This is a genomic window from Mesorhizobium sp. ES1-3, assembly GCF_020164795.1.
GTDB lineage: Bacteria > Pseudomonadota > Alphaproteobacteria > Rhizobiales > Rhizobiaceae > Mesorhizobium.
Map to the genome: position 1 here is coordinate 1 of NZ_JAIUGW010000043.1, position 16822 is coordinate 16822.

General features: G+C 57.9%; 18 protein-coding genes. 7 read left to right on the forward strand and 11 right to left on the reverse strand.

Going from position 1 to position 16822, the window contains the following annotated elements; translation table 11 throughout:
• Window positions 1-146: 146 nt before the first annotated feature.
• The 4 genes from LB536_RS30120 to LB536_RS30135 form a co-directional block, all read right to left on the reverse strand.
• Window positions 147-1223, reverse strand: coding sequence for a serine/threonine-protein kinase (locus LB536_RS30120; RefSeq protein ID WP_224598882.1), 1077 nt, complete (start codon window positions 1221-1223; stop codon window positions 147-149).
• A complete protein-coding gene (locus tag LB536_RS30125) occupies window positions 1220-2293 on the reverse strand; it encodes a serine/threonine-protein kinase (protein ID WP_224598884.1) in 1074 nt (357 codons plus the stop codon). Before LB536_RS30125 ends, LB536_RS30120 begins: the two co-directional genes overlap by 4 nt.
• Entirely contained in the window at window positions 2290-3366 is a 1077-nt protein-coding gene (locus tag LB536_RS30130; protein WP_224598914.1) for a PP2C family protein-serine/threonine phosphatase, read from the reverse strand. Before LB536_RS30130 ends, LB536_RS30125 begins: the two co-directional genes overlap by 4 nt.
• A gap of 469 nt (window positions 3367-3835) precedes the next feature.
• The gene (locus LB536_RS30135; RefSeq protein WP_224598886.1) at window positions 3836-4444 is read right to left on the reverse strand and encodes a recombinase family protein; all 609 of its coding nucleotides are present in this window, start codon (window positions 4442-4444) and stop codon (window positions 3836-3838) included.
• Between the two features lie 370 nt (window positions 4445-4814).
• Between LB536_RS30135 and LB536_RS30140 the strand changes: the two genes are divergently transcribed.
• From LB536_RS30140 to LB536_RS30150, 3 genes are all read left to right on the forward strand, one after another.
• Complete coding sequence (locus LB536_RS30140) at window positions 4815-5015, forward strand: hypothetical protein (RefSeq protein WP_135932139.1); 201 nt, start codon at window positions 4815-4817, stop codon at window positions 5013-5015.
• Between the two features lie 260 nt (window positions 5016-5275).
• Complete coding sequence (locus LB536_RS30145; RefSeq protein ID WP_224598888.1) at window positions 5276-5914, forward strand: hypothetical protein; 639 nt, start codon at window positions 5276-5278, stop codon at window positions 5912-5914.
• A 1084-nt stretch (window positions 5915-6998) separates the two neighbouring features.
• Window positions 6999-8225, forward strand: a complete 1227-nt coding sequence (locus LB536_RS30150) for a tyrosine-type recombinase/integrase (protein WP_224598890.1) — start codon at window positions 6999-7001, stop codon at window positions 8223-8225.
• 248 nt (window positions 8226-8473) lie between these two features.
• Here LB536_RS30150 and LB536_RS30155 read toward each other — a convergent pair whose 3' ends face one another.
• The 3 genes from LB536_RS30155 to LB536_RS30165 all read right to left on the reverse strand — a co-directional run bounded on the left by LB536_RS30155 (window position 8474) and on the right by LB536_RS30165 (window position 10949).
• Entirely contained in the window at window positions 8474-9136 is a 663-nt protein-coding gene (locus tag LB536_RS30155; protein ID WP_224598892.1) for a hypothetical protein, read from the reverse strand.
• 448 nt (window positions 9137-9584) lie between these two features.
• Window positions 9585-10187, reverse strand: a complete 603-nt coding sequence (locus tag LB536_RS30160; RefSeq protein ID WP_224598894.1) for a general stress protein — start codon at window positions 10185-10187, stop codon at window positions 9585-9587.
• A 21-nt stretch (window positions 10188-10208) separates the two neighbouring features.
• Window positions 10209-10949, reverse strand: coding sequence for a DUF4142 domain-containing protein (locus LB536_RS30165; protein ID WP_224598899.1), 741 nt, complete (start codon window positions 10947-10949; stop codon window positions 10209-10211).
• Between the two features lie 264 nt (window positions 10950-11213).
• Here LB536_RS30165 and LB536_RS30170 point away from each other — a divergent pair, with 264 nt between their 5' ends.
• Complete coding sequence (locus LB536_RS30170; RefSeq protein ID WP_224598902.1) at window positions 11214-11465, forward strand: DUF982 domain-containing protein; 252 nt, start codon at window positions 11214-11216, stop codon at window positions 11463-11465.
• 38 nt (window positions 11466-11503) lie between these two features.
• Window positions 11504-11854, forward strand: coding sequence for a hypothetical protein (locus tag LB536_RS30175; protein WP_411966611.1), 351 nt, complete (start codon window positions 11504-11506; stop codon window positions 11852-11854).
• A gap of 27 nt (window positions 11855-11881) precedes the next feature.
• On the opposite strand, the gene LB536_RS30180 is transcribed toward LB536_RS30175, so the two are convergent.
• The 3 genes from LB536_RS30180 to LB536_RS30190 all read right to left on the reverse strand — a co-directional run bounded on the left by LB536_RS30180 (window position 11882) and on the right by LB536_RS30190 (window position 13776).
• On the reverse strand, window positions 11882-12151 hold the full coding sequence (locus tag LB536_RS30180; protein ID WP_224598904.1) for a hypothetical protein: 270 nt from the start codon (window positions 12149-12151) through the stop codon (window positions 11882-11884).
• 112 nt (window positions 12152-12263) lie between these two features.
• Window positions 12264-12728: a divalent metal cation transporter gene (locus tag LB536_RS30185; protein ID WP_224598907.1), complete on the reverse strand. Its 465-nt coding sequence runs from the start codon at window positions 12726-12728 to the stop codon at window positions 12264-12266.
• 145 nt (window positions 12729-12873) lie between these two features.
• Window positions 12874-13776, reverse strand: coding sequence for a hypothetical protein (locus LB536_RS30190; RefSeq protein ID WP_224598909.1), 903 nt, complete (start codon window positions 13774-13776; stop codon window positions 12874-12876).
• 713 nt (window positions 13777-14489) lie between these two features.
• Here LB536_RS30190 and LB536_RS30195 point away from each other — a divergent pair.
• The gene (locus tag LB536_RS30195; RefSeq protein ID WP_224598913.1) at window positions 14490-15011 is read left to right on the forward strand and encodes a ferritin-like domain-containing protein; all 522 of its coding nucleotides are present in this window, start codon (window positions 14490-14492) and stop codon (window positions 15009-15011) included.
• A 381-nt stretch (window positions 15012-15392) separates the two neighbouring features.
• On the opposite strand, the gene LB536_RS30200 is transcribed toward LB536_RS30195, so the two are convergent.
• Window positions 15393-15575 (reverse strand): hypothetical protein, encoded by a 183-nt coding sequence (locus tag LB536_RS30200; protein WP_140764739.1) that lies wholly within the window; start codon window positions 15573-15575, stop codon window positions 15393-15395.
• 599 nt (window positions 15576-16174) lie between these two features.
• Here LB536_RS30200 and LB536_RS30205 point away from each other — a divergent pair.
• Entirely contained in the window at window positions 16175-16378 is a 204-nt protein-coding gene (locus LB536_RS30205; RefSeq protein WP_140764736.1) for a CsbD family protein, read from the forward strand.
• The last annotated feature ends 444 nt before the right edge of the window (window positions 16379-16822 follow it).

The following is a 16822-nucleotide window of genomic DNA, read 5'->3' on the forward strand; positions in this document are numbered from 1 at the left end:
AATGTTGCAACGCTATTCCCGCATTCCTCACCGATTAGGAAACCAGATCAAAGCCTTGCGGATAGTTCACCGGCGACGAATTTGCAACAGATCGAAGTTGCAACGGTCCCCAACAGAAAGTGTAAAAAAATCTTTCGGCTTTTAACTTATCGAGCCTTAACAAGCGGAAACGCACGATCTGCCTGTCCGCCTTGATGCTTAGCGTACCAATATCGATCTCCAAGCTTGACTTTATCGCCTCCATATATGCTGTTTCTGTGAAAAAATACGTTGTCACCCTTCGGAGGCTGAATAAATCCCCAATATCCATTATCGAAATAAGAAACAGTACCAAATTCTCGCGGCCCTACCGAATAACAGAGTTCCTCGCATGCGGTGACTACAGCGTCGGCGGTCAGTCGCTTGCCAGGATCGAGTACTAAGCAGGCATTCAAGATCGTGAGCAGTTCTGATGCGGCCGATTTGAATTGCGGATGCCCGGTAAGTTGAGGCGGTATCGCACGAATGTCGCAAGCTAATATTTTCGGTATCGCTTTTAGCCCGGCGCCAAATGGCCTTTCGCCGGTTAGAAGCTCAAACATCATCGCACTGAGTGACCATATATCGGCCGGTTTACCCGCTGCCTTCATACTTTCAATCATCTCCGGAGCCATGTATGGCAGGGCTCCGATAGCCGTTGCAGATGCAGTGAGGCTTCCCTCTCCCCCTTCCACCGCCTCCTCCAATTCCTTCTCGGCCATCTTGGCGATGCCAAAGTCGGTAATCTTCAGGCCATTCAAGGCAGGGCCGCCAACCGCCATGACATTGCTGGGTTTCAAGTCTCGATGGATCACACCCGCATGATGAGAGGCGGCGATGCCTTTGGCCAAGTGATGCAAGATGCGCGAAACTATGTATGGATCAAACTTTGGCACATATTTTGTAAGCATTACCCTAAGGTCACAGCCGTCAATAAGCTCTTCAATTAAATATGATCGTCCGTTTTCCTCAATATAGTCCAAAGTTTTCGCGACATTGGCGTGGTTTACCCTGGCACTGACGATCGCACTTCGATGAAATCTCTTTGAGGCAGAGGCGTTCTTCGGACCTTTCAGAGCTACGTATTTACCTAAAAGCGTATCCTGAGCACTGTACACCTCTTGCATACCGCCTTCGCCAACATAGACTGAAACTAGATAGCGATCGGCAATAGTATCGCCAGGCTTATGAAGCATGCCGCTCATGTCGAGACCTCCGGGTGAGATATGTCTACCGTTATGGATGTCCTCTGCGTTCCGAGAGCTGGAGCACCCAGTACAATCACGCAGGCTCCCGGAAGGACCATCCCATTCGCGGCTACCATGTTGTTTACGAAGACGCTTCCAGCAACATTCCCGACGACGAAGCCAAATCCATCATAGGTAATAGTGAACGCGCCTTGGCCTGCGACCGACAGATTGGCCACCTTTTGCTTCGCATCCAGAACATACCTTACCCCGCTGTGAACCAGGAGAGCCCGGTGCCGATCTTTTAATAGGTGGCGTCCCATTAGGTCTGCGATTGCGGCCATACTTGGTCTTTGCGCAGGCGCCACGGAAAAGCATCTATCTAGTATCATCAAAATATCGGCAGGAAGGGCAAACGGAAGCGATTTGAAACCGACGCCAGCCGATGGGAGCGCAGGCGGCAGCTTTTTCAGGTCGACTGGAAGCTTTCCGAGTGAGATAGCCATACACGTCGATCCGAACGCAAAAACATCTACAGCGCGCGTAAAGGATACTTTTCCGCTGGCATCCGGAATAAACAATTCGGGAGCCATGTAGCCGCGAGTTCCGATCTGCCCGACAGTGTTTGCGTCAACCTTTTCAGTTCGTGAAAGACCGAAGTCGAAAATCTTTAAGCAACCTTCGCCATCGAATTTCATGTTCTGCCGTTTAATATCACGATGAATTCGTCCCGCAGCGTGTATGTCCGAAATCCCTCGCGCGATCGGAAATGCTATCTTTAAGAATTCATGTAGATCGTTCGGCGGTTTCACGTCGGTCAGGTCATTGCCGTCTAAATATTCTTCGACGAGACCAACCAGGTCGCCTTTGGCGTCGGGGATTACATCGTAAATCTGAACAACGTGTTTCGATCTAATCGACTGAAGGGCAGATATTTCGTCAAGCAGTCTTTTCTTCTCGACGTGCGCCTTCAGGCTTTTAATCACGACAAGCCGGTCTAGGGGAATGTCTTTGTATAGAGCAGCTTCGCCCATTCCTCCGTTGCCAAAGCTCTTTCCCTGGCTGACATAACGCGCGGGAATTTTCATTTGTCGTTGTCACGCGGTGGAAATTCAACGTTCAGAATTGGCTTGGTTGGTGGTTCAAGCGGGAGCGAAGCGTCTTGCGGCGGTACACCTTTTTTGCTCCGCTTAGACTTTCGCGCTGGTTTGCTCTGCCGTGATTGGCCAGCGGGCGCCTTGGGCACTGGGGCATGACCTTCTTCTTCGACCTTTCGAGGCCGTTCCGATGCAGCACCTAATTGTTCACGATCCGATCTTTCCCCGCCGCTTTTCGTAATCCAAATGTTCAAATTTTCCGAGACGGAAAACACAGTAACCTCTCGACCTTCTATTGGCTCGGTCCCGAAATCCTGGTTTAAATTCAAAACGACGCCGGATGCGTTGTCGCGTCCGCCAAGAAGATTGCTGAGGGATGTCAATTTGCTGAGGAGCTCGCGGTCCAATGCCTGGCAGCGAGATGTGATCTTCTTCATCGTCTCGATGTCGGTTCCATGTAGGCCGTCCGTCGTCAGGAGGGCGTAGTCGAAACGCCCTGACTGAAGCTCTATCACGTGGGGTTCGAGGCTCCCTTGCTCCATACCAATGAACTGTACAAGTTCTCCACTCACACGCCCCCCATTGGCGCCCGCCCCCAAATATCCTGCAATCGTATCATCGGTACTTACTTGAAACAATTCTTTGGACCGCGAAATACCGTATATCCGGCTATCCCCTACATTTACACCAAAGTGCTTCCCAGACCGGTCAATAAGAACCGCAGAAAGCGTGGCTCCCCCTGTCAAATTGAGCGCACTAAAAACCGCCTCATTTGCATAGTTGGCGGCGCCCTCAAGCCTTTCTCTAGGGGAAAGGCGCGTCGTTCTCAGCAATCTGGTCAAAAATGCACTGACCGTGATTGTTGCAGCAACGTCGCCCTGAGCCATCCCTCCCATGCCATCGGAAAGAACGGCGACACGGAAGTCCCTGGCAGGCGTCTCCTTGTCACGCATTACTAGGTGGGCCACGCGATCTTGGTTCTGGGTGCGGACGCTACCGATGCTGGAAGACAGCCAAACGCTGCGATCGCCGTTGGCTGCTCGGTTAGGGCTTGGGGTAAACATCCTCCTAAGCCGGAGTTCGATTGGATCTAGCTTTTCTATCGTCACGCAAAGCTCTCGGATATTGCTGGAAGTGCGTTATGTGCAGCCGTCAGCGCTTATAAGCCCTAGATCCTGCCGACGTCCATGTTTGGTTGCCGACCGGCGTGGCAAGAGGAACTGTCGGCGCTAAGCCTCGTTCATTGGCCGAGAAGGGAGAGAGGCCATCGATAGTTGCATCGATTGAACGGCGAACGCGTGGGATATTAATACACGCCCCACATCACGCGAAACACAATCGCCTGCATTGTCGTTGTTGATGATGTAGTTGCCATTCGCGCGCTGAGAGCGCAAGTCGGTTCGAGATGGGCACGAAAGCCCGTCCAAGCCAGAACGAGATATAATGAAAACAATAGCTTGCAAGACAAGTACGGGACAACTCAACGGTCTTAAACAGACGCGCACAGCACCTGCCGATCATAGCAATGGGAAATCAGGCTCTTTTTGCGAGCCTGCTAAGCGTTGATCGTGAACAACCGGTAGCGGAAACAATGCTATTCCAGCTTTGGCCGTCCTTCAGCATCCTTACTATAGCGGCATTGCGCTTCGCGTCTTCAGGGCGCCCTCGGTATAGGCCGCCGGCTTTTGCCTTCTCGATGCCTTGCGCTTGGCGCCGACGTCGATCCTCGTAGTCTTTTCGGGCGATTGCCGCGAGCATGTCGAGCATCATGCCGTTGATCGCGCCGAACATGCGGCCGGTGAACTCGTCGGCCGTAGGCGTCATCATCATATGGGAGGTCGGCAAGTCCAAAGCGACAACCCGCACCTTACGATCGTCGATCTCGCGCTTGAGACGATCCCAATCCGTCGCGTTCAAGCGACTTAGGCGGTCGACTTGCTCGATCAGCAGAATATCGCCGGGCTGGCAGTCAGCGAGCAGCCGGAAAAGCTCCGGCCGCTGAAGTGACGCCCCGCTCTCATTCTCGACGTAGGTTGCGGCAATTGCCAATCCCTTATTCTTCGCGAACGCCTGAAGATCGGCCTTTGCCCGTTCTGCGTCCTGCTCTTTGGTCGATGCGCGTAAATAGGCCCGAACGAACATAAAAACCCTCATAGTTCGATTTGGATAGTTCGCTATTATGCAGTTCGATTTGAGTTGTCAAATTGAATTAAGGAACCTAAGTGGCCGGGAGTGCGAAAACGGTACACCCTAAGCGAACCATTGGTGGGTATCGCGTTGAGCTTCGATATCTCGGCGGACGCCAACCATTTTTAATTGTGTGAAATTTGTGCAAGCGGACTTGCACCGACGTCTGATGCAAAGTAGGGCTTAATGCAGGGCGTCGAACTCCGTCGGTCCGCCCCTAGAGAGCCGCCCCAAGCCGGGCGGCTTTTTTGTTCCCACCTTCGCGAGCCTTGATCTCTAGCGCTGTCACGCTGGAGCGCTTTCGCGTGCCTTGAGAGCTTTCCCCATGATTACGAAACTTGAAAACACTGTCACCGTTGCCGAGAGTGCGCGCCTTGCCGCCGTGCCACACCAAACAGTTTCTGGTTGGATCGAGCGCTGGCCCTCGATCGTAGCTTCCAAGAGCCGACCGCGCCGCCTTTACACCCAAAAGGTTCTCGAAATCATCCGCGCTCGCGAACTGGTTTTCGGGCGTGAGCCCACCTGACCCCTAAGGACATCGACGGTGCAAAGCCCGGCCTCGCGCCGGGCTTTTTGTTGCCTGAAAGGCCCCGCACGGCCGTGAGCAAGTATCCACGTTTTTCCGACTGGGAACACCGGAGAAAATCCAGCGAAAACAGCATTTTAAACAGGGATAATGCGTCGCCAGAGACGGTCGCGCATTAGTAGTTATTCAGCGTGGTTGGAAAGTCCTTAAAAATACAGACAGGTGGATGGCCCTCGACGGCATTGTTGACGCGCACAGAGATGCGCACGATCAACGACTTCGCGCACGCGGCCGAATGCAATGTCGTGGTCACTATAATGCCCTCCGTCTCCGGCGACGCCGAAAGCCTTCAGTATTGTGCAAAGGCTCGTTCCGACTTGAACGACATGCTCAAGCGGCGCGAAGCCCCCCTGCTCGCTCTAACGGTCTTTGAAAAGACGCCGATCGGCGACCTCCACGGTCACATGCTTGCACGCATCGACCGAGAGAACTTCGATACTCTTGAAAAATGGGCATGCCGCTATCCCAGCCGGGTCATTGATGTTCGGCGCATCTATGACCGTGCCGGTCTTGTCGCTTACCTCCAGAAGCAACGACAATGGCTCGGGCCGGAGATTGAGAGGGAACTTGTGAGGGTGCGGGGAAAGCGGCACCCGAAATACCAGAGAGGCGAACCGTTTCGAGGCAAGCGCGTGTCGCAGACGAAAGCGGCGGCGGCTCTACTGGCCGAAATCGAGGCGAACCGAGAGAATGTGTCAACTCTCCTTGCCCGAAGGCTGGCCTACTTGACGGCTCGCAGCGTGTCGATCGCGTCTTTGCCAAAGCTGATCCCGCCGGACCCGCCTCCCAAAAGAAAACCGCCTCCGAAGCGGAAGCCTCGAAAGCGGCAGCAAAGATAAACGGTTCCCAAACCGCTGCCGACAACACTACCAGCCAAAGGCCGCAAAACCAAGGTTTATAAGGCCGAAATCACCAGCCGATGCCGGGTTCCAACGCCCATAGCTGACAAAAGGCATCAGTCTCACAACCCCTCCATCGCCGCCAAATTTGACCGCCCGCGACTTCGCCCGGCGGCCCGCATTCGCGCGCGCATCAATGCCGACCGGCCGCCCTGAGCGGAGCGCCCTCGGCTCTAATCGAAGGAAAAAACAATGCCTATGAACCATGGTCTTAAGCCTATTCGTCGCCGTCCTGCGCCTCGCGGCGCGTCGATGCGCTTCCTCTTGGAAGTCGCCCTGCTGCACGATACCAACGAATGCCTAATTTGGCCGCATGGTCGGAATGCCGACGGCTACGGTCGCATACGCATCGGGAAAAACCACGAATACGCGCACCGGTTCGTATGCAAGCGCGCTCACGGTGCTCCGACGACATCCAAGCATCAGGCTGCGCATACATGCGGTCGCGGACATGATGGCTGCGTCGCACCGGCTCATCTGGAGTGGAAGACGCCGAAAGAGAACGCGGCGGATCGGATCGCTCACGGCACAAGCATCTTCCGCAAGCAGACCCCTCGCAGGGTTGAAGCGATCCGCAATCTCCGAGGCGTGATGCAACATCGCACGTTAGGCAAACTCTTTCGGTTGAGCGGCGGTGCCGTGAGCAGGATCGTCCGGCGGCGCACTCACCGCGCCTAGAAGCCCGTCGATCCTCTCTATCGCGCCCCACGGCGCTCCCTGACCCCATTCCTGTTCAATCTGACCACGCCGAACCTGTGTGCCCGCTCGCGGTCCGCACGGACGGGCTTGGCTTTGCCTGATGGTGCCACATGACAAAAACCGAACACGTTACAACAATGCCTCTTTGCAATTACCACAAAGATCGGCCGATCCGGCTTGACACGGCCGCAAGGATCGCGTTCCCCGATGGATCAATGGGAACGAAAGGCTTGCGCAGGGAACGCGACGCCGGTCGCCTCGAAACCGCTATTATTGCCGGCCGGGAGTACGTGACCTTGGCCGCGATCGAAAGGATGGTCCAGGCATGCCGCGTCCCTCCAAAGGTGCCCGCCTCGTCTGGCGAGACGAATACCGGAAGAAAAACGGCTCACTCATGCACGCCGCCGGCTGGTATATCCAAGACGGAGATCGTCGAATTGGCACAGGCTGCGGCCGAAGCGAGCTTGGCGAGGCTGAGAAACGCCTCCAAAAGCACCTCGCGGAAAAGCACGCCCCGGCGCGCGACCGTAACCGTGACCCCGATCAGGTAAAAATCAACGACGTTATCAACGTCTACTCGACTGACGTTGCCCCCGACCATGCGAGGCCGTCCGAAACCGCCGCCCGCCTCGCCGCCGTCCTGAAGTTCTTCGGCCGCATGAACGTAAGCGAGATCAACGGCAAGGTCTGCCGCGACTACATGCGGCAGGCGGCAACCGCACCCGCCGGCCGTCGCCAGCTTGAAGACCTCCGCGCCGCCCTCAAGCACTACTACAGAGAAGGCTATGTCACCTCGATCCCGGCGATCGTGCTGCCGGACAAACCAGAAGGTCGCCAGCGCTGGCTTACGAGGGCCGAGGCCGCGCGTCTTATCCGCGCCGCGTGGCGGATGCGCCAGACGTGGAAAGGTCAAGCCAGCGACCGCTACACCGGCCGCCACGTCGCTCGCTTCATCTTGACCGCGCTCTACACCGGCACGCGGTCGGGCGCGATCTGTGACGCTGCAATCCGCCCTACTGAAGGCCGGGCCTATGTCGACCTCGATCGAGGCGTGTTCTTCCGCCGGGCGGACGGCGAGCGCGAGACGAAGAAGCGTCAGCCGCCGGTGCGGCTCCCCGACCGCCTGGTCGCGCATATGCGGCGCTGGTCACGGACGCCGATCTTCCTGAAATATGAGAAGCGACGGAAGAGCCTAAATTTAGGCCGCATGATCTCGCATGATTTCGTTGTCGAGTGGGAAGGCCAGCCGATCGGCTCTGTCCGCAAGGCGTTCAAGTCGGCGTGCGAGGCGGCCGGGCTTGGGTGGCATGACGAAGAGGGCAACTTCGAAACCGACGTAACGCCGCACGTCCTTCGCCATACCGCTGCAACGTGGCTTATGCAGAACGGCACCGATGTATCGCTCGCTGCCGACTATCTTGGCATGACGGAGGCGGTTCTCCGCTCGACCTATTACCACCATCATCCCGACTTCCAAGCCGAAGCGGCGGAGCGGATCACGGCGAAGGCTCCAGCCCTCAAGGTTAAGAGCAATGTCGTTCGGATGCGATAGAACAGGCCTAGAACACATGCCCGATACCTACCGGAAACCTACCGGAAACCCCGGAAATAAAGAGGAACAAACGGCCGGAACGGCAACAAAGAAGCCCGGAAATCCAGGCTTTCGGTCGCAAAACGCTTCGTTCGGGACGAGGGGGTCGCAGGTTCAAATCCTGCCACTCCGACCAGTCAAAACAATGGGTTAGCAACACGGCATTTCCGCTACCCCACAGATATCCCCACAGAAACAGATGCCGCGGCCTAGCGCTTGCGCAACAACACCGGCACGACGTGGTGAAAAGCGATTCCCTCATCGCGGTGTTCACCCCCGGAAATCGCTGCAAACCATGCTGCCGCAGCGCCAAGCGCGGAGCCTGCAGCAGTCGCAAAGCCAAATATGGCAGCTATATGGGCTGAAAGGCGCATCGTGCTTTCGTTGACAGCGGGATTGGCTATGGCGGCCGCGCCGTGGCCAGCAATCATCGCCAAGAAAAACGCTGCTCCGAGTGTCGCTAGAGCCCAGACTGCGATGCCGTGTATGCCATCGCGGAATTCGCTTTCGCTTTGGTTGCTATCTTCCCAGCGCGTGCGCATTCGTCCAGCTACATAACCGCCGGCTGCGGAACTTGCTATGGCGACGATAACTACCCACAGCCCGGCCACGAGCACATTCCAAGAGGCGCCCCCGTTGGGAAGAGTTGGAGAACCCAGCCCCAAACCAGCACTTGACCCGAATTGCAAAAGAACCACTGAAGTGGCGCAAGCAATGACACCCCCGCCGAATATGCCTCCCCATTCAAGATAGGACGATGTAGCCCCTTTTGGGGTCACTGCAACGCTTTCCGTCGGGGCTATTTTGGCCATGATCTTACCGAAGTCCAAAAAGTGACAGAATGAACAAAACGACCACCACGAGGCCGACAAGATAGATTATTCCGTTCACGGCATCCTCCTCCTGGTTGCGCACCGTAAGACAAACGTGTCCGCAATGTTTTGGTTGCAAAAGAGCCGGGCTTGGAAATATGGATGTCGGTGATAAGTGGAAATTCCGCCATGAAATCGGCATCCCCAGTGATGTACGCATTTAAGAGCGGCAAAGCTGATTTAATGACATCTATTGCGGGCGGCCCGTCCGTTCCGTCACTGAAGGATCGTGCAGGGCCGATTCCGCAGAAGGCAGAAAAAGGCAGAGGCTCACGCCTACCTCTTCGCCGTGCCTACGGCTCCCCACAAGTGAGATCGAACCCAACCCGATTCCGTCGAGATGGGTTCGATCGTAGCGCTCCGTCATAACGAAGCAGGATCGAGGGCTACATTCGGTGCCGCAGCAGGATCAGGTCCAGTTTCCCGACCTCGTCCGCGGATTCGGTTTTCAGCGTCGATTGATTGCGCGTCCCCGGTCGCGGTCGATCTCGCCTGGCACGTATTCGCCTGCATTGACGTCGAAGCCGGTCCAGCCGTCGGCCTCGTACATCCTGCGGCGTTCAGTCAGGTCGACCGATCGGAACTGACCCAAGATCTCCTCGGCGTTCGGCACGAGCTCGTCCTGCACCTTGGCCGTCACCAGGGTGCCGCCGCGGCGTACACCTTCCGCATACACGTGTGCATCGCGCTCGGGCACGCCCGAGTCCGTCAGGGCGCCGATGATGCCGCCGGCCGCCCCACCGGCGACGGCACCGGCCACCGCTCCCACGGCGGTGGCGGCGAGCCATCCGGCCGCGACCACCGGGCCAACACCAGGGATGGCCATGACGCCAAGCCCCGTGAGCAGGCCCCCGGCACCGCCGACCACAGCTCCGATTCCCGCACCGCTGCCCGCATCTTCGGCGGCCTCGGAACGGTTTGTGTCGTACCAGTCATCCGAGTTATTGGCGACGATGCTGATATTGGAATGCGGAACGCCCGTCGCCTCGAGTTCGCCGACCGCATCGGCTGCGTCGTCATAATTGTCGAAAAGTCCGGTTACCGTTTTCATGTGATTTCTCCTGATCCATGCTCACTTGCTTGCAAGGACGTTGCCCTGGTAATCGACCCCAACGTTGAGGTTTTCGCCTCCTTTGGCGGCCTGACCGCGCCAGATGCCCTGGTCGTCCTTGGTAAGCTTCGACACGTTTTTATATCCCGCATTCTCGATACGGCTCTTGGCCTGGGCTTCGGTGAAGCTGTTTGCGCCCGGCACGAGAGCGGCGGCGTTCGGAGTATTGTCGGTCTTCACCGCCGGCGTTGTCGCTCCGGTGATGTCATCTTGCCCGGCGGCGATCTTTTCGATCGTCTGCTGGTGCATCTTCAGCGTACCGACCGTCTGCTGGGCGAAAGTCTTGAGTGCCGCGTTGTCACCACCGCTGGCATAATCTTCAAACAGCTTGACTGCGTCGTCATGCGCCTTTCGCTGCATGTCGACATAGAGTGGATCGATCGGCTGCTGCGCGTTCTTGAGCTTGTCCAGATCCGCTTGGTGCTGGGCGTCGAGCGCTGCCGGTACTTTCAATTTTTGTTGGTTGGCGACCGCTTCCAGCTTGGCGTTGGCGGCGCCGTGGTCACGGATCATCATCTGAGCAAAATCCTTGATGCGCTTGTCCTGGGTCTTGCCCAGGGCAATCTGGCTCGAATCGACCTCGAACTTGCCGCCTACGGCAGCCTTGTCGACAAAATCCTGGGCACTGTCGGCAGCGAAGGCAGGCATTGCGAGAACAACGGAAGCAGTGGCGAAGGCGGCAAGAAGGTGTCGTGTTTTCATCGGCTTTATCCTTTATCAGTGAGCGAATTTTCGCTGCGTTCCTAACAAGCCAAAATGCGCTTTGTTCCCCGCGTCCAGATGACACGATGGCGGACCAGGCGGCGCCAAAGACCGCCGTGGAGGCAAGCGGTTTCTAGGCGCCGCCATTCCAAACGCCGGGTGCGCGGGAACAAATCGACGGTCGCGGAGTTGGGAGCGGTCTGCGCGACGCCGTCTCCTTCGGCAGGCTTCGTAAAGTGACAGCGGCAGGTCTCGGAGGGGCAGGTGCTTACAGGCCGTTTCAGAAAAACGGTCGTCATTCAACCGGGCCGAATTGAACGAGACAGGGTTGTCGTCCCCGTGTCCGATGCCGCTGAAGTGCTGCTGCGGGACTGGCCAAAGCCGACATCCGAAATGTGGCTTGCCGCGATCAGGGCGTGCCTCGCCGTGATGCGTGGCGAAAAAGATCCAAAGGTCGCGAGACAGGCGTTCATCGTTGCGGCCAAGGACGCCAGGATCCTGCTTGAGCAAATCTAGGCATTGCAAACCTCCGCCGCGGATTTGGCAGAGTTCGGTTGGAAATTGGAAAGAGAGAGGTCATGGCGAAGATGTCAAATCCTACTCCTGCCTCTGCCAGAGGAGAGATTCAGGCGGGAGCGACGCAGGACAAAACGCCGGGATTCGATCCCGCCATTGCCCCGCTGGAAACCGACGCCGAGGCGGCCGACACACAAAATCCGGTAGCTGAAGCAGAGCCGCCACGTTCCCGGCCAAAATTCGAGAACGACGCCAGCTTCGCCAATGCGATGCGGCCGATCGAAGGCGAACCGGAACTGCGGCCTCGCGGCAACTGGCCGCTCTTGGTCATAGCAGCTGTCGTTTTGGTGGCAGCCGCGGTTTTTCTGGCCGCGAGCATGCTGCGCTGAAAATTCACGACGGTGCGCGGCGATGACCTATTCGCGAAGATCGGGTGCGCTCTTCATGCCAGAGAGTTCGGTCATCGGGCACAGCAGCCGCGGGCGCGCCGGGTCGGATGTCGAGCTTGTCCCAAGGGATGCGGTACAGACCATCACAGCGGCGCAGCCGAAACAGATCGAGCACCGCCACGCGACGAAATCGTCGTCATCCCGTTCGGCGCAGATTTCCTCGATGTAGCCGATGCTCTTGCCTCGTTGCGATAGAACGCATCGCCCAGCTAGATGTTCGAGATTGACGTTGGTCATCATCAAGCTCCCGGGATGCGTCCGATGACATGATCGCGCAGCCAGTCCTGCCAGGCGAAGATCGACGTCTGACGCACATCCACATCGAACTCGATGTCGATACCGATATCCTTCACCTTGTGCCAGGCGATCCGATGCGGCTCGCCATGGCGCTTGCCGCCCAACTTTGCCGCGAGTTGCGCCATCCACCGCCCGGGTCCTGCGCCGAGGCGGCGCGCCAAAGTGTGGAGCCAAGTTCGATCGCAACGATCCTTGGCGGCTTGCCCTGCCGCAACTCCGCCACCAGGCAGGCAAAGGCGAGAGAGGCTATGAGCAGGACGAAACCCCACAAGCCGAATACTGGGATCAGCATCAACGGCAACTGGTGATAGTCCTCCACCTGGTCGAAGCCGTGCGTCGCCAGCATGAGGGCGGCCACGATCAGCACGCCTACCGAAACGGTCCCCCAGAACGCCATCCCCAGTCCCGCTATGGCCCGATTGGCACGGAGATAGCTCTTGTTCCACTGGTCCTCGATTGCCCCGGAGGAATAGAACATGAACAGGTATGGCGATATCGAGGCGCCGAGGCTGGCCAACTTACATCACCACAGCACGTTCGCTCAGGCGGAGACTCTCAACCAGCCGACCTTGATTTCGACTACCACGTTCCACCAAAGACGAGCGCCCGCCGGCAAGCCGACGGGCGAATTTGATCAGGCAACCCAGCAAGGCAGCTGGCGGTCAGTGGCGGGCCGCGTCTTCATCGCGCTGATTGCCGCCAAGTGCCGCGGCAACGCCGGCGATGAAAGCACCCACGATCATCGAAAGGGCGCCGACCAGCGCAAAAGTGGCGCTTGCCTTTCGGGCAGTGTCCGCGGCGGCCTTCGCCTTGTTCTTGGCGTCTTCTATTCCTGCGAGAACCGTGCCTACGCGCTTTGCGGCATCGGCCTCCGAAAGCCCGGTGCGGGATGCGACCAGTTTCGCAAGATAAGTCTTGTCGTCGGCCGATACCCCTCCCCTGGAAGCGCTCGCGACAAGGATGTGGGTCGCCTGGGCGGTCGCGCCGGCATCGTTCTGGCCAGCAGGAGCGGCGGTTCCGCTATTGGCTGGCCGGAACAGCGCATCGACGAAGTAGCCCAAGCTGTCATTGTCACCCGCGCCGCCCGCGGCATTCGTGACGGCGGAAGTAGCGCCCGCAGCCATGCCCGAGACGACGTTGGACGTGGCCTGCACACCCGCCCCGACTGTTGCCGATAAAGCCGAGCCGAAGACCCCCGCAACCAGCAGCGTTGCTAAGGCCCAGGCAAGGAAGCCGTGCGCGGTATCGCGAAAGTAGACTTCATCATCGTGAACGCCGACCCATTTTGTGCGCAGGCGGCCGGTAAGATAACCGCCTAACCCGGCCGACAGCCATTGTACGACGACCAGCCATACGGCGGCCGAAACCGCGAAAGTGGTGACCGACGCGCTTGCGCCGGTCCAGGGTGAAATCATCGTCAGTCCCAGTCCCGAGCCGATCAGCATCAGGATTATCGTCAGCGTCGACGCAGCAAAAGCACCCGCAATGATCGGGGCCCAGCTCACGGCTGATGACGACGACTCCCTTGAGCCGGAAACTTCAATGTCAGCAATTACGGGGTTCATCTGACGCTCCTAGCGTGCGAACAGCATGAGCAGAATGATTATCGGGATTGGAACTCCCAGCAGCCAAAGCAATATACCGCGTCCCATGGCAACCTCCTGTATTGTCGAGACGAATACCAATTCCCGGAACCGGCTTTCGTTCCAAAGGTCTAGTCACCCAGACGGCACGTTGGTTCCACCTCGCTAGAAGGAGATCGGACCCAAGTCCAAGGGTTCCAGGAATGAGGCGGCAACTCAGCCTTTCCGCCATCAGACCTGCGAGACCAGCAGCGTCATCAGGCTGCCGACGATCATACACCGTCCGAGACAGCCGGTTTCGGTGAATTGCCCTATTTTCCCGTTACAGCTAGCGCATTTGGTCGGCGGGTCGACGACGCATGACGGCATATGCCGTCTGGCAATCCGTTTGCCGCATCTCAGAAGGTCGCCGCCCAGGATCTTCTGGTCCCTGCCGGGCCAAGTGCCGCGCTCACCATGATAGACCAAATCTTTTCACGCGGCGGCAAGCGCCCCCGAAGTGATCACCATCCCAGCCCGACCCCGTGCCTCGTCGAGTAGAAGATCACAAAATATTTCGCCGGGAACGTCGCTTGACTCTGTCGGTTCTGGTTGCTCGAGGAAGTCGAAACGCCTTCCTCGAATTTCGCTAACTTTGAACACTGGGCGAACGCCGTTCTGTTTGGAACAGCAAGCCAACCGAAGGAGAGACATTGATGGTGAAGAACAGTTCGTTCGGCGCTGCGAACGGCCTGGAAAGCCTGTTCGTGGATGGCCTGAAAGACATCTACTATGCGGAAAAGAAAATTCTAAAGACGCTGCCGAAGATGGCCAAGGCGGCGCAATCGGAAGAGGTGAGCGCAGCCTTCGAAAAGCATCGCACCGAGACGGAAGGTCAGGTCGACCGGCTCGAGCAAGTTTTTGAAATGCTAGGCAAGCAGGCCCGGGCCAAGACGTGTCCCGCAATCGACGGGATCATCGAAGAGGGTTCGGAAATCCTCGAGGAATACAAGAACGAGCCGGCACTCGACGCGGGCCTCGTGGCGGCTGCCCAGTCGGTCGAGCACTATGAAATGGCGCGCTACGGCACGCTGATTGCGTGGGCGGAGCAACTGGGCCTGAAGGATGCGCTGCCCTTGCTGCGCCAGACCCTCAAGGAAGAATCCGCCACCGACGAAACCCTTACTAAGCTGGGCGAAAGCGGCGCGAACGAGCGGGCCTTGCAGGCGGCCGCCTGAGGCGCCTCGCATACTCTCGGTTCGCGTGCCAAAAAGGGCAACTGGCGATGCGGCCTCCGGCTCCCGACCGAGGCCGCGGTTTTCACCTAAGGACTAGTATGCTGCCTTGTGCACATTAATCAGCATTCGCAATTGATTGGACCGTTCTGGGTCTTGGCCCGGCGGCCCTGTGCCGAGTGCAGTTGCCACGACCGGCAAGGCGACGACTGCGCTGCCGGGGTGAAAGAGCAAGGCGCGGGGATTGATTCTGGACGTAGCAACTCTCCTCATCTGTTTTGAGAACCGTCAGATCGGTGACCTAGCGCCATCAGATCGTAACACGACAGTTTGCGCATTAGTGTCAGGACGGAAGGTCCCATGTCAGCCAACAGCCACGGCGGCTCACGGCCTGCATCTCGGACTAGATGCGCCGCGCCCTGCAAGCCGCAATGGAAGCTTGGATGCGGCAGGCTTGTCACGGCCGGGGCGCTTCCGCTCGGCGGCAAAGCCGATCATCTCGCGCAGCAGATCGGCATCCGGGGTCTTCTCCACGAGCGTGCGCAGGTTCATCATGTCGTCGGTCATCGGTGGTCCTTCCGAAATGGGGTTGGATCCACAACCAAACCCTACCGGAAAACGCCGATGACCACCGACACCCCGCTCACTCGCTACAGCGCTACTAACGGCGCGCTCGCGAGCGGCTTCGTAACCGCCAGCTACACCGCTTGATGGGACACGACCAACAAAATCGCTCCTACAAGCGAAACGTTTACCCGACATCGAAGGTGTCAGCATTTGCTTGGGACGAGCCGCCTCAGATCAGAACACTTGCGGATCGGCAGGCTTCGAGTCTCAGATTCTCAGAATAGGATCGTCTGGCGCCCTGCGGACTGAAGCCGGCAAACTCGAGACACCGCGGTACCAACAGAGACGATGGATTTTTGAGGTACAAGCTTCAATCCTAGGCTCCGCCGCGGCGGGAACAGCCAAGGGGCCCGGTGCTGGCTCTGGAACCCGGTCCCGCAAGCCGCCTTTTGCGAGGGTGCGGGGACTGCCCGCCGTCTCATTCCCAAATCGCAAGCTCAGAAATGTTCCAAAATAAAACCAGCGGCAGTTCACTCTGCACCGGAACATCTGCGCCCTGCGGCCGTTTGCCCTCGTGTTCAACAAGGAGACTTCCGAGCATGGATTGGAACCGCGTGGAAGGGAACTGGAAGCAGGTTAAGGGCAAGGTCAAGGAGCAGTGGGGCAAGCTTACCGATGACGATCTCGACCGCATCGGCGGCAAGCGCGACCAGCTAGAAGGCAAGATCCAGGAGCGCTACGGTATCGAGAAGGATCGAGTTCGTCGCGATATCGACGAATGGTATGCCCGCCAGGGCTGGTAGCGTGCGGGAGCGAGGGAGCCGCAGCCTTCAGTCCGGGCTGCGGCACCAAAAAAACGAGAATTTGGGTAGCCGGGCAAAGGCAGTCGCGACCAGCTTTGTCCTTCATTGCGGTATCTCCCATTCACGTCGCCTGTGCCCTCAAGCTTCGCTGCCTGGTATACCATGCACCACCACACGATCTCATCCTTCCAACTTGGCGTTAAAGAGTGCCAGATCGGGAGAAGAAGCCCGGTCCTGGCCTATCGCATGGCGACTTTGCGCCTCCATTCAGTCGTACCGTGCAGCTGAGATGGAAGTCGTACTCGTTCGCTAGTTCGGCGATTAGGACCGTCGCGACAGCTGCACTGAGGAAGCTCCAAGCGAATTGGTCGCCGGTGAACTATCCGCAAGGCTTTGATCTGGTTTCCTAATCGGTGAGGAATGCGGGAATAGCGTTGCAACATT

What these genes read in the sequence shown, in the direction of transcription:
- LB536_RS30180 (WP_224598904.1), bottom strand. Translation starts at nt 12,151, where the DNA reads ATGACCAACGTCAATCTCGAACATCTAGCTGGGCGATGCGTTCTATCG.
- LB536_RS30140 (WP_135932139.1), top strand. Translation starts at nt 4,815, where the DNA reads ATGATTACGAAACTTGAAAACACTGTCACCGTTGCCGAGAGTGCGCGC.
- LB536_RS30160 (WP_224598894.1), bottom strand. Translation starts at nt 10,187, where the DNA reads ATGAAAACGGTAACCGGACTTTTCGACAATTATGACGACGCAGCCGAT.
- LB536_RS30200 (WP_140764739.1), bottom strand. Translation starts at nt 15,575, where the DNA reads ATGACCGACGACATGATGAACCTGCGCACGCTCGTGGAGAAGACCCCG.
- LB536_RS30120 (WP_224598882.1), bottom strand. Translation starts at nt 1,223, where the DNA reads ATGAGCGGCATGCTTCATAAGCCTGGCGATACTATTGCCGATCGCTAT.
- LB536_RS30190 (WP_224598909.1), bottom strand. Translation starts at nt 13,776, where the DNA reads ATGAACCCCGTAATTGCTGACATTGAAGTTTCCGGCTCAAGGGAGTCG.
- LB536_RS30130 (WP_224598914.1), bottom strand. Translation starts at nt 3,366, where the DNA reads ATGTTTACCCCAAGCCCTAACCGAGCAGCCAACGGCGATCGCAGCGTT.
- LB536_RS30150 (WP_224598890.1), top strand. Translation starts at nt 6,999, where the DNA reads ATGCCGCGTCCCTCCAAAGGTGCCCGCCTCGTCTGGCGAGACGAATAC.
- LB536_RS30125 (WP_224598884.1), bottom strand. Translation starts at nt 2,293, where the DNA reads ATGAAAATTCCCGCGCGTTATGTCAGCCAGGGAAAGAGCTTTGGCAAC.
- LB536_RS30205 (WP_140764736.1), top strand. Translation starts at nt 16,175, where the DNA reads ATGGATTGGAACCGCGTGGAAGGGAACTGGAAGCAGGTTAAGGGCAAG.
- LB536_RS30165 (WP_224598899.1), bottom strand. Translation starts at nt 10,949, where the DNA reads ATGAAAACACGACACCTTCTTGCCGCCTTCGCCACTGCTTCCGTTGTT.
- LB536_RS30145 (WP_224598888.1), top strand. Translation starts at nt 5,276, where the DNA reads ATGCGCACGATCAACGACTTCGCGCACGCGGCCGAATGCAATGTCGTG.
- LB536_RS30135 (WP_224598886.1), bottom strand. Translation starts at nt 4,444, where the DNA reads ATGTTCGTTCGGGCCTATTTACGCGCATCGACCAAAGAGCAGGACGCA.
- LB536_RS30195 (WP_224598913.1), top strand. Translation starts at nt 14,490, where the DNA reads ATGGTGAAGAACAGTTCGTTCGGCGCTGCGAACGGCCTGGAAAGCCTG.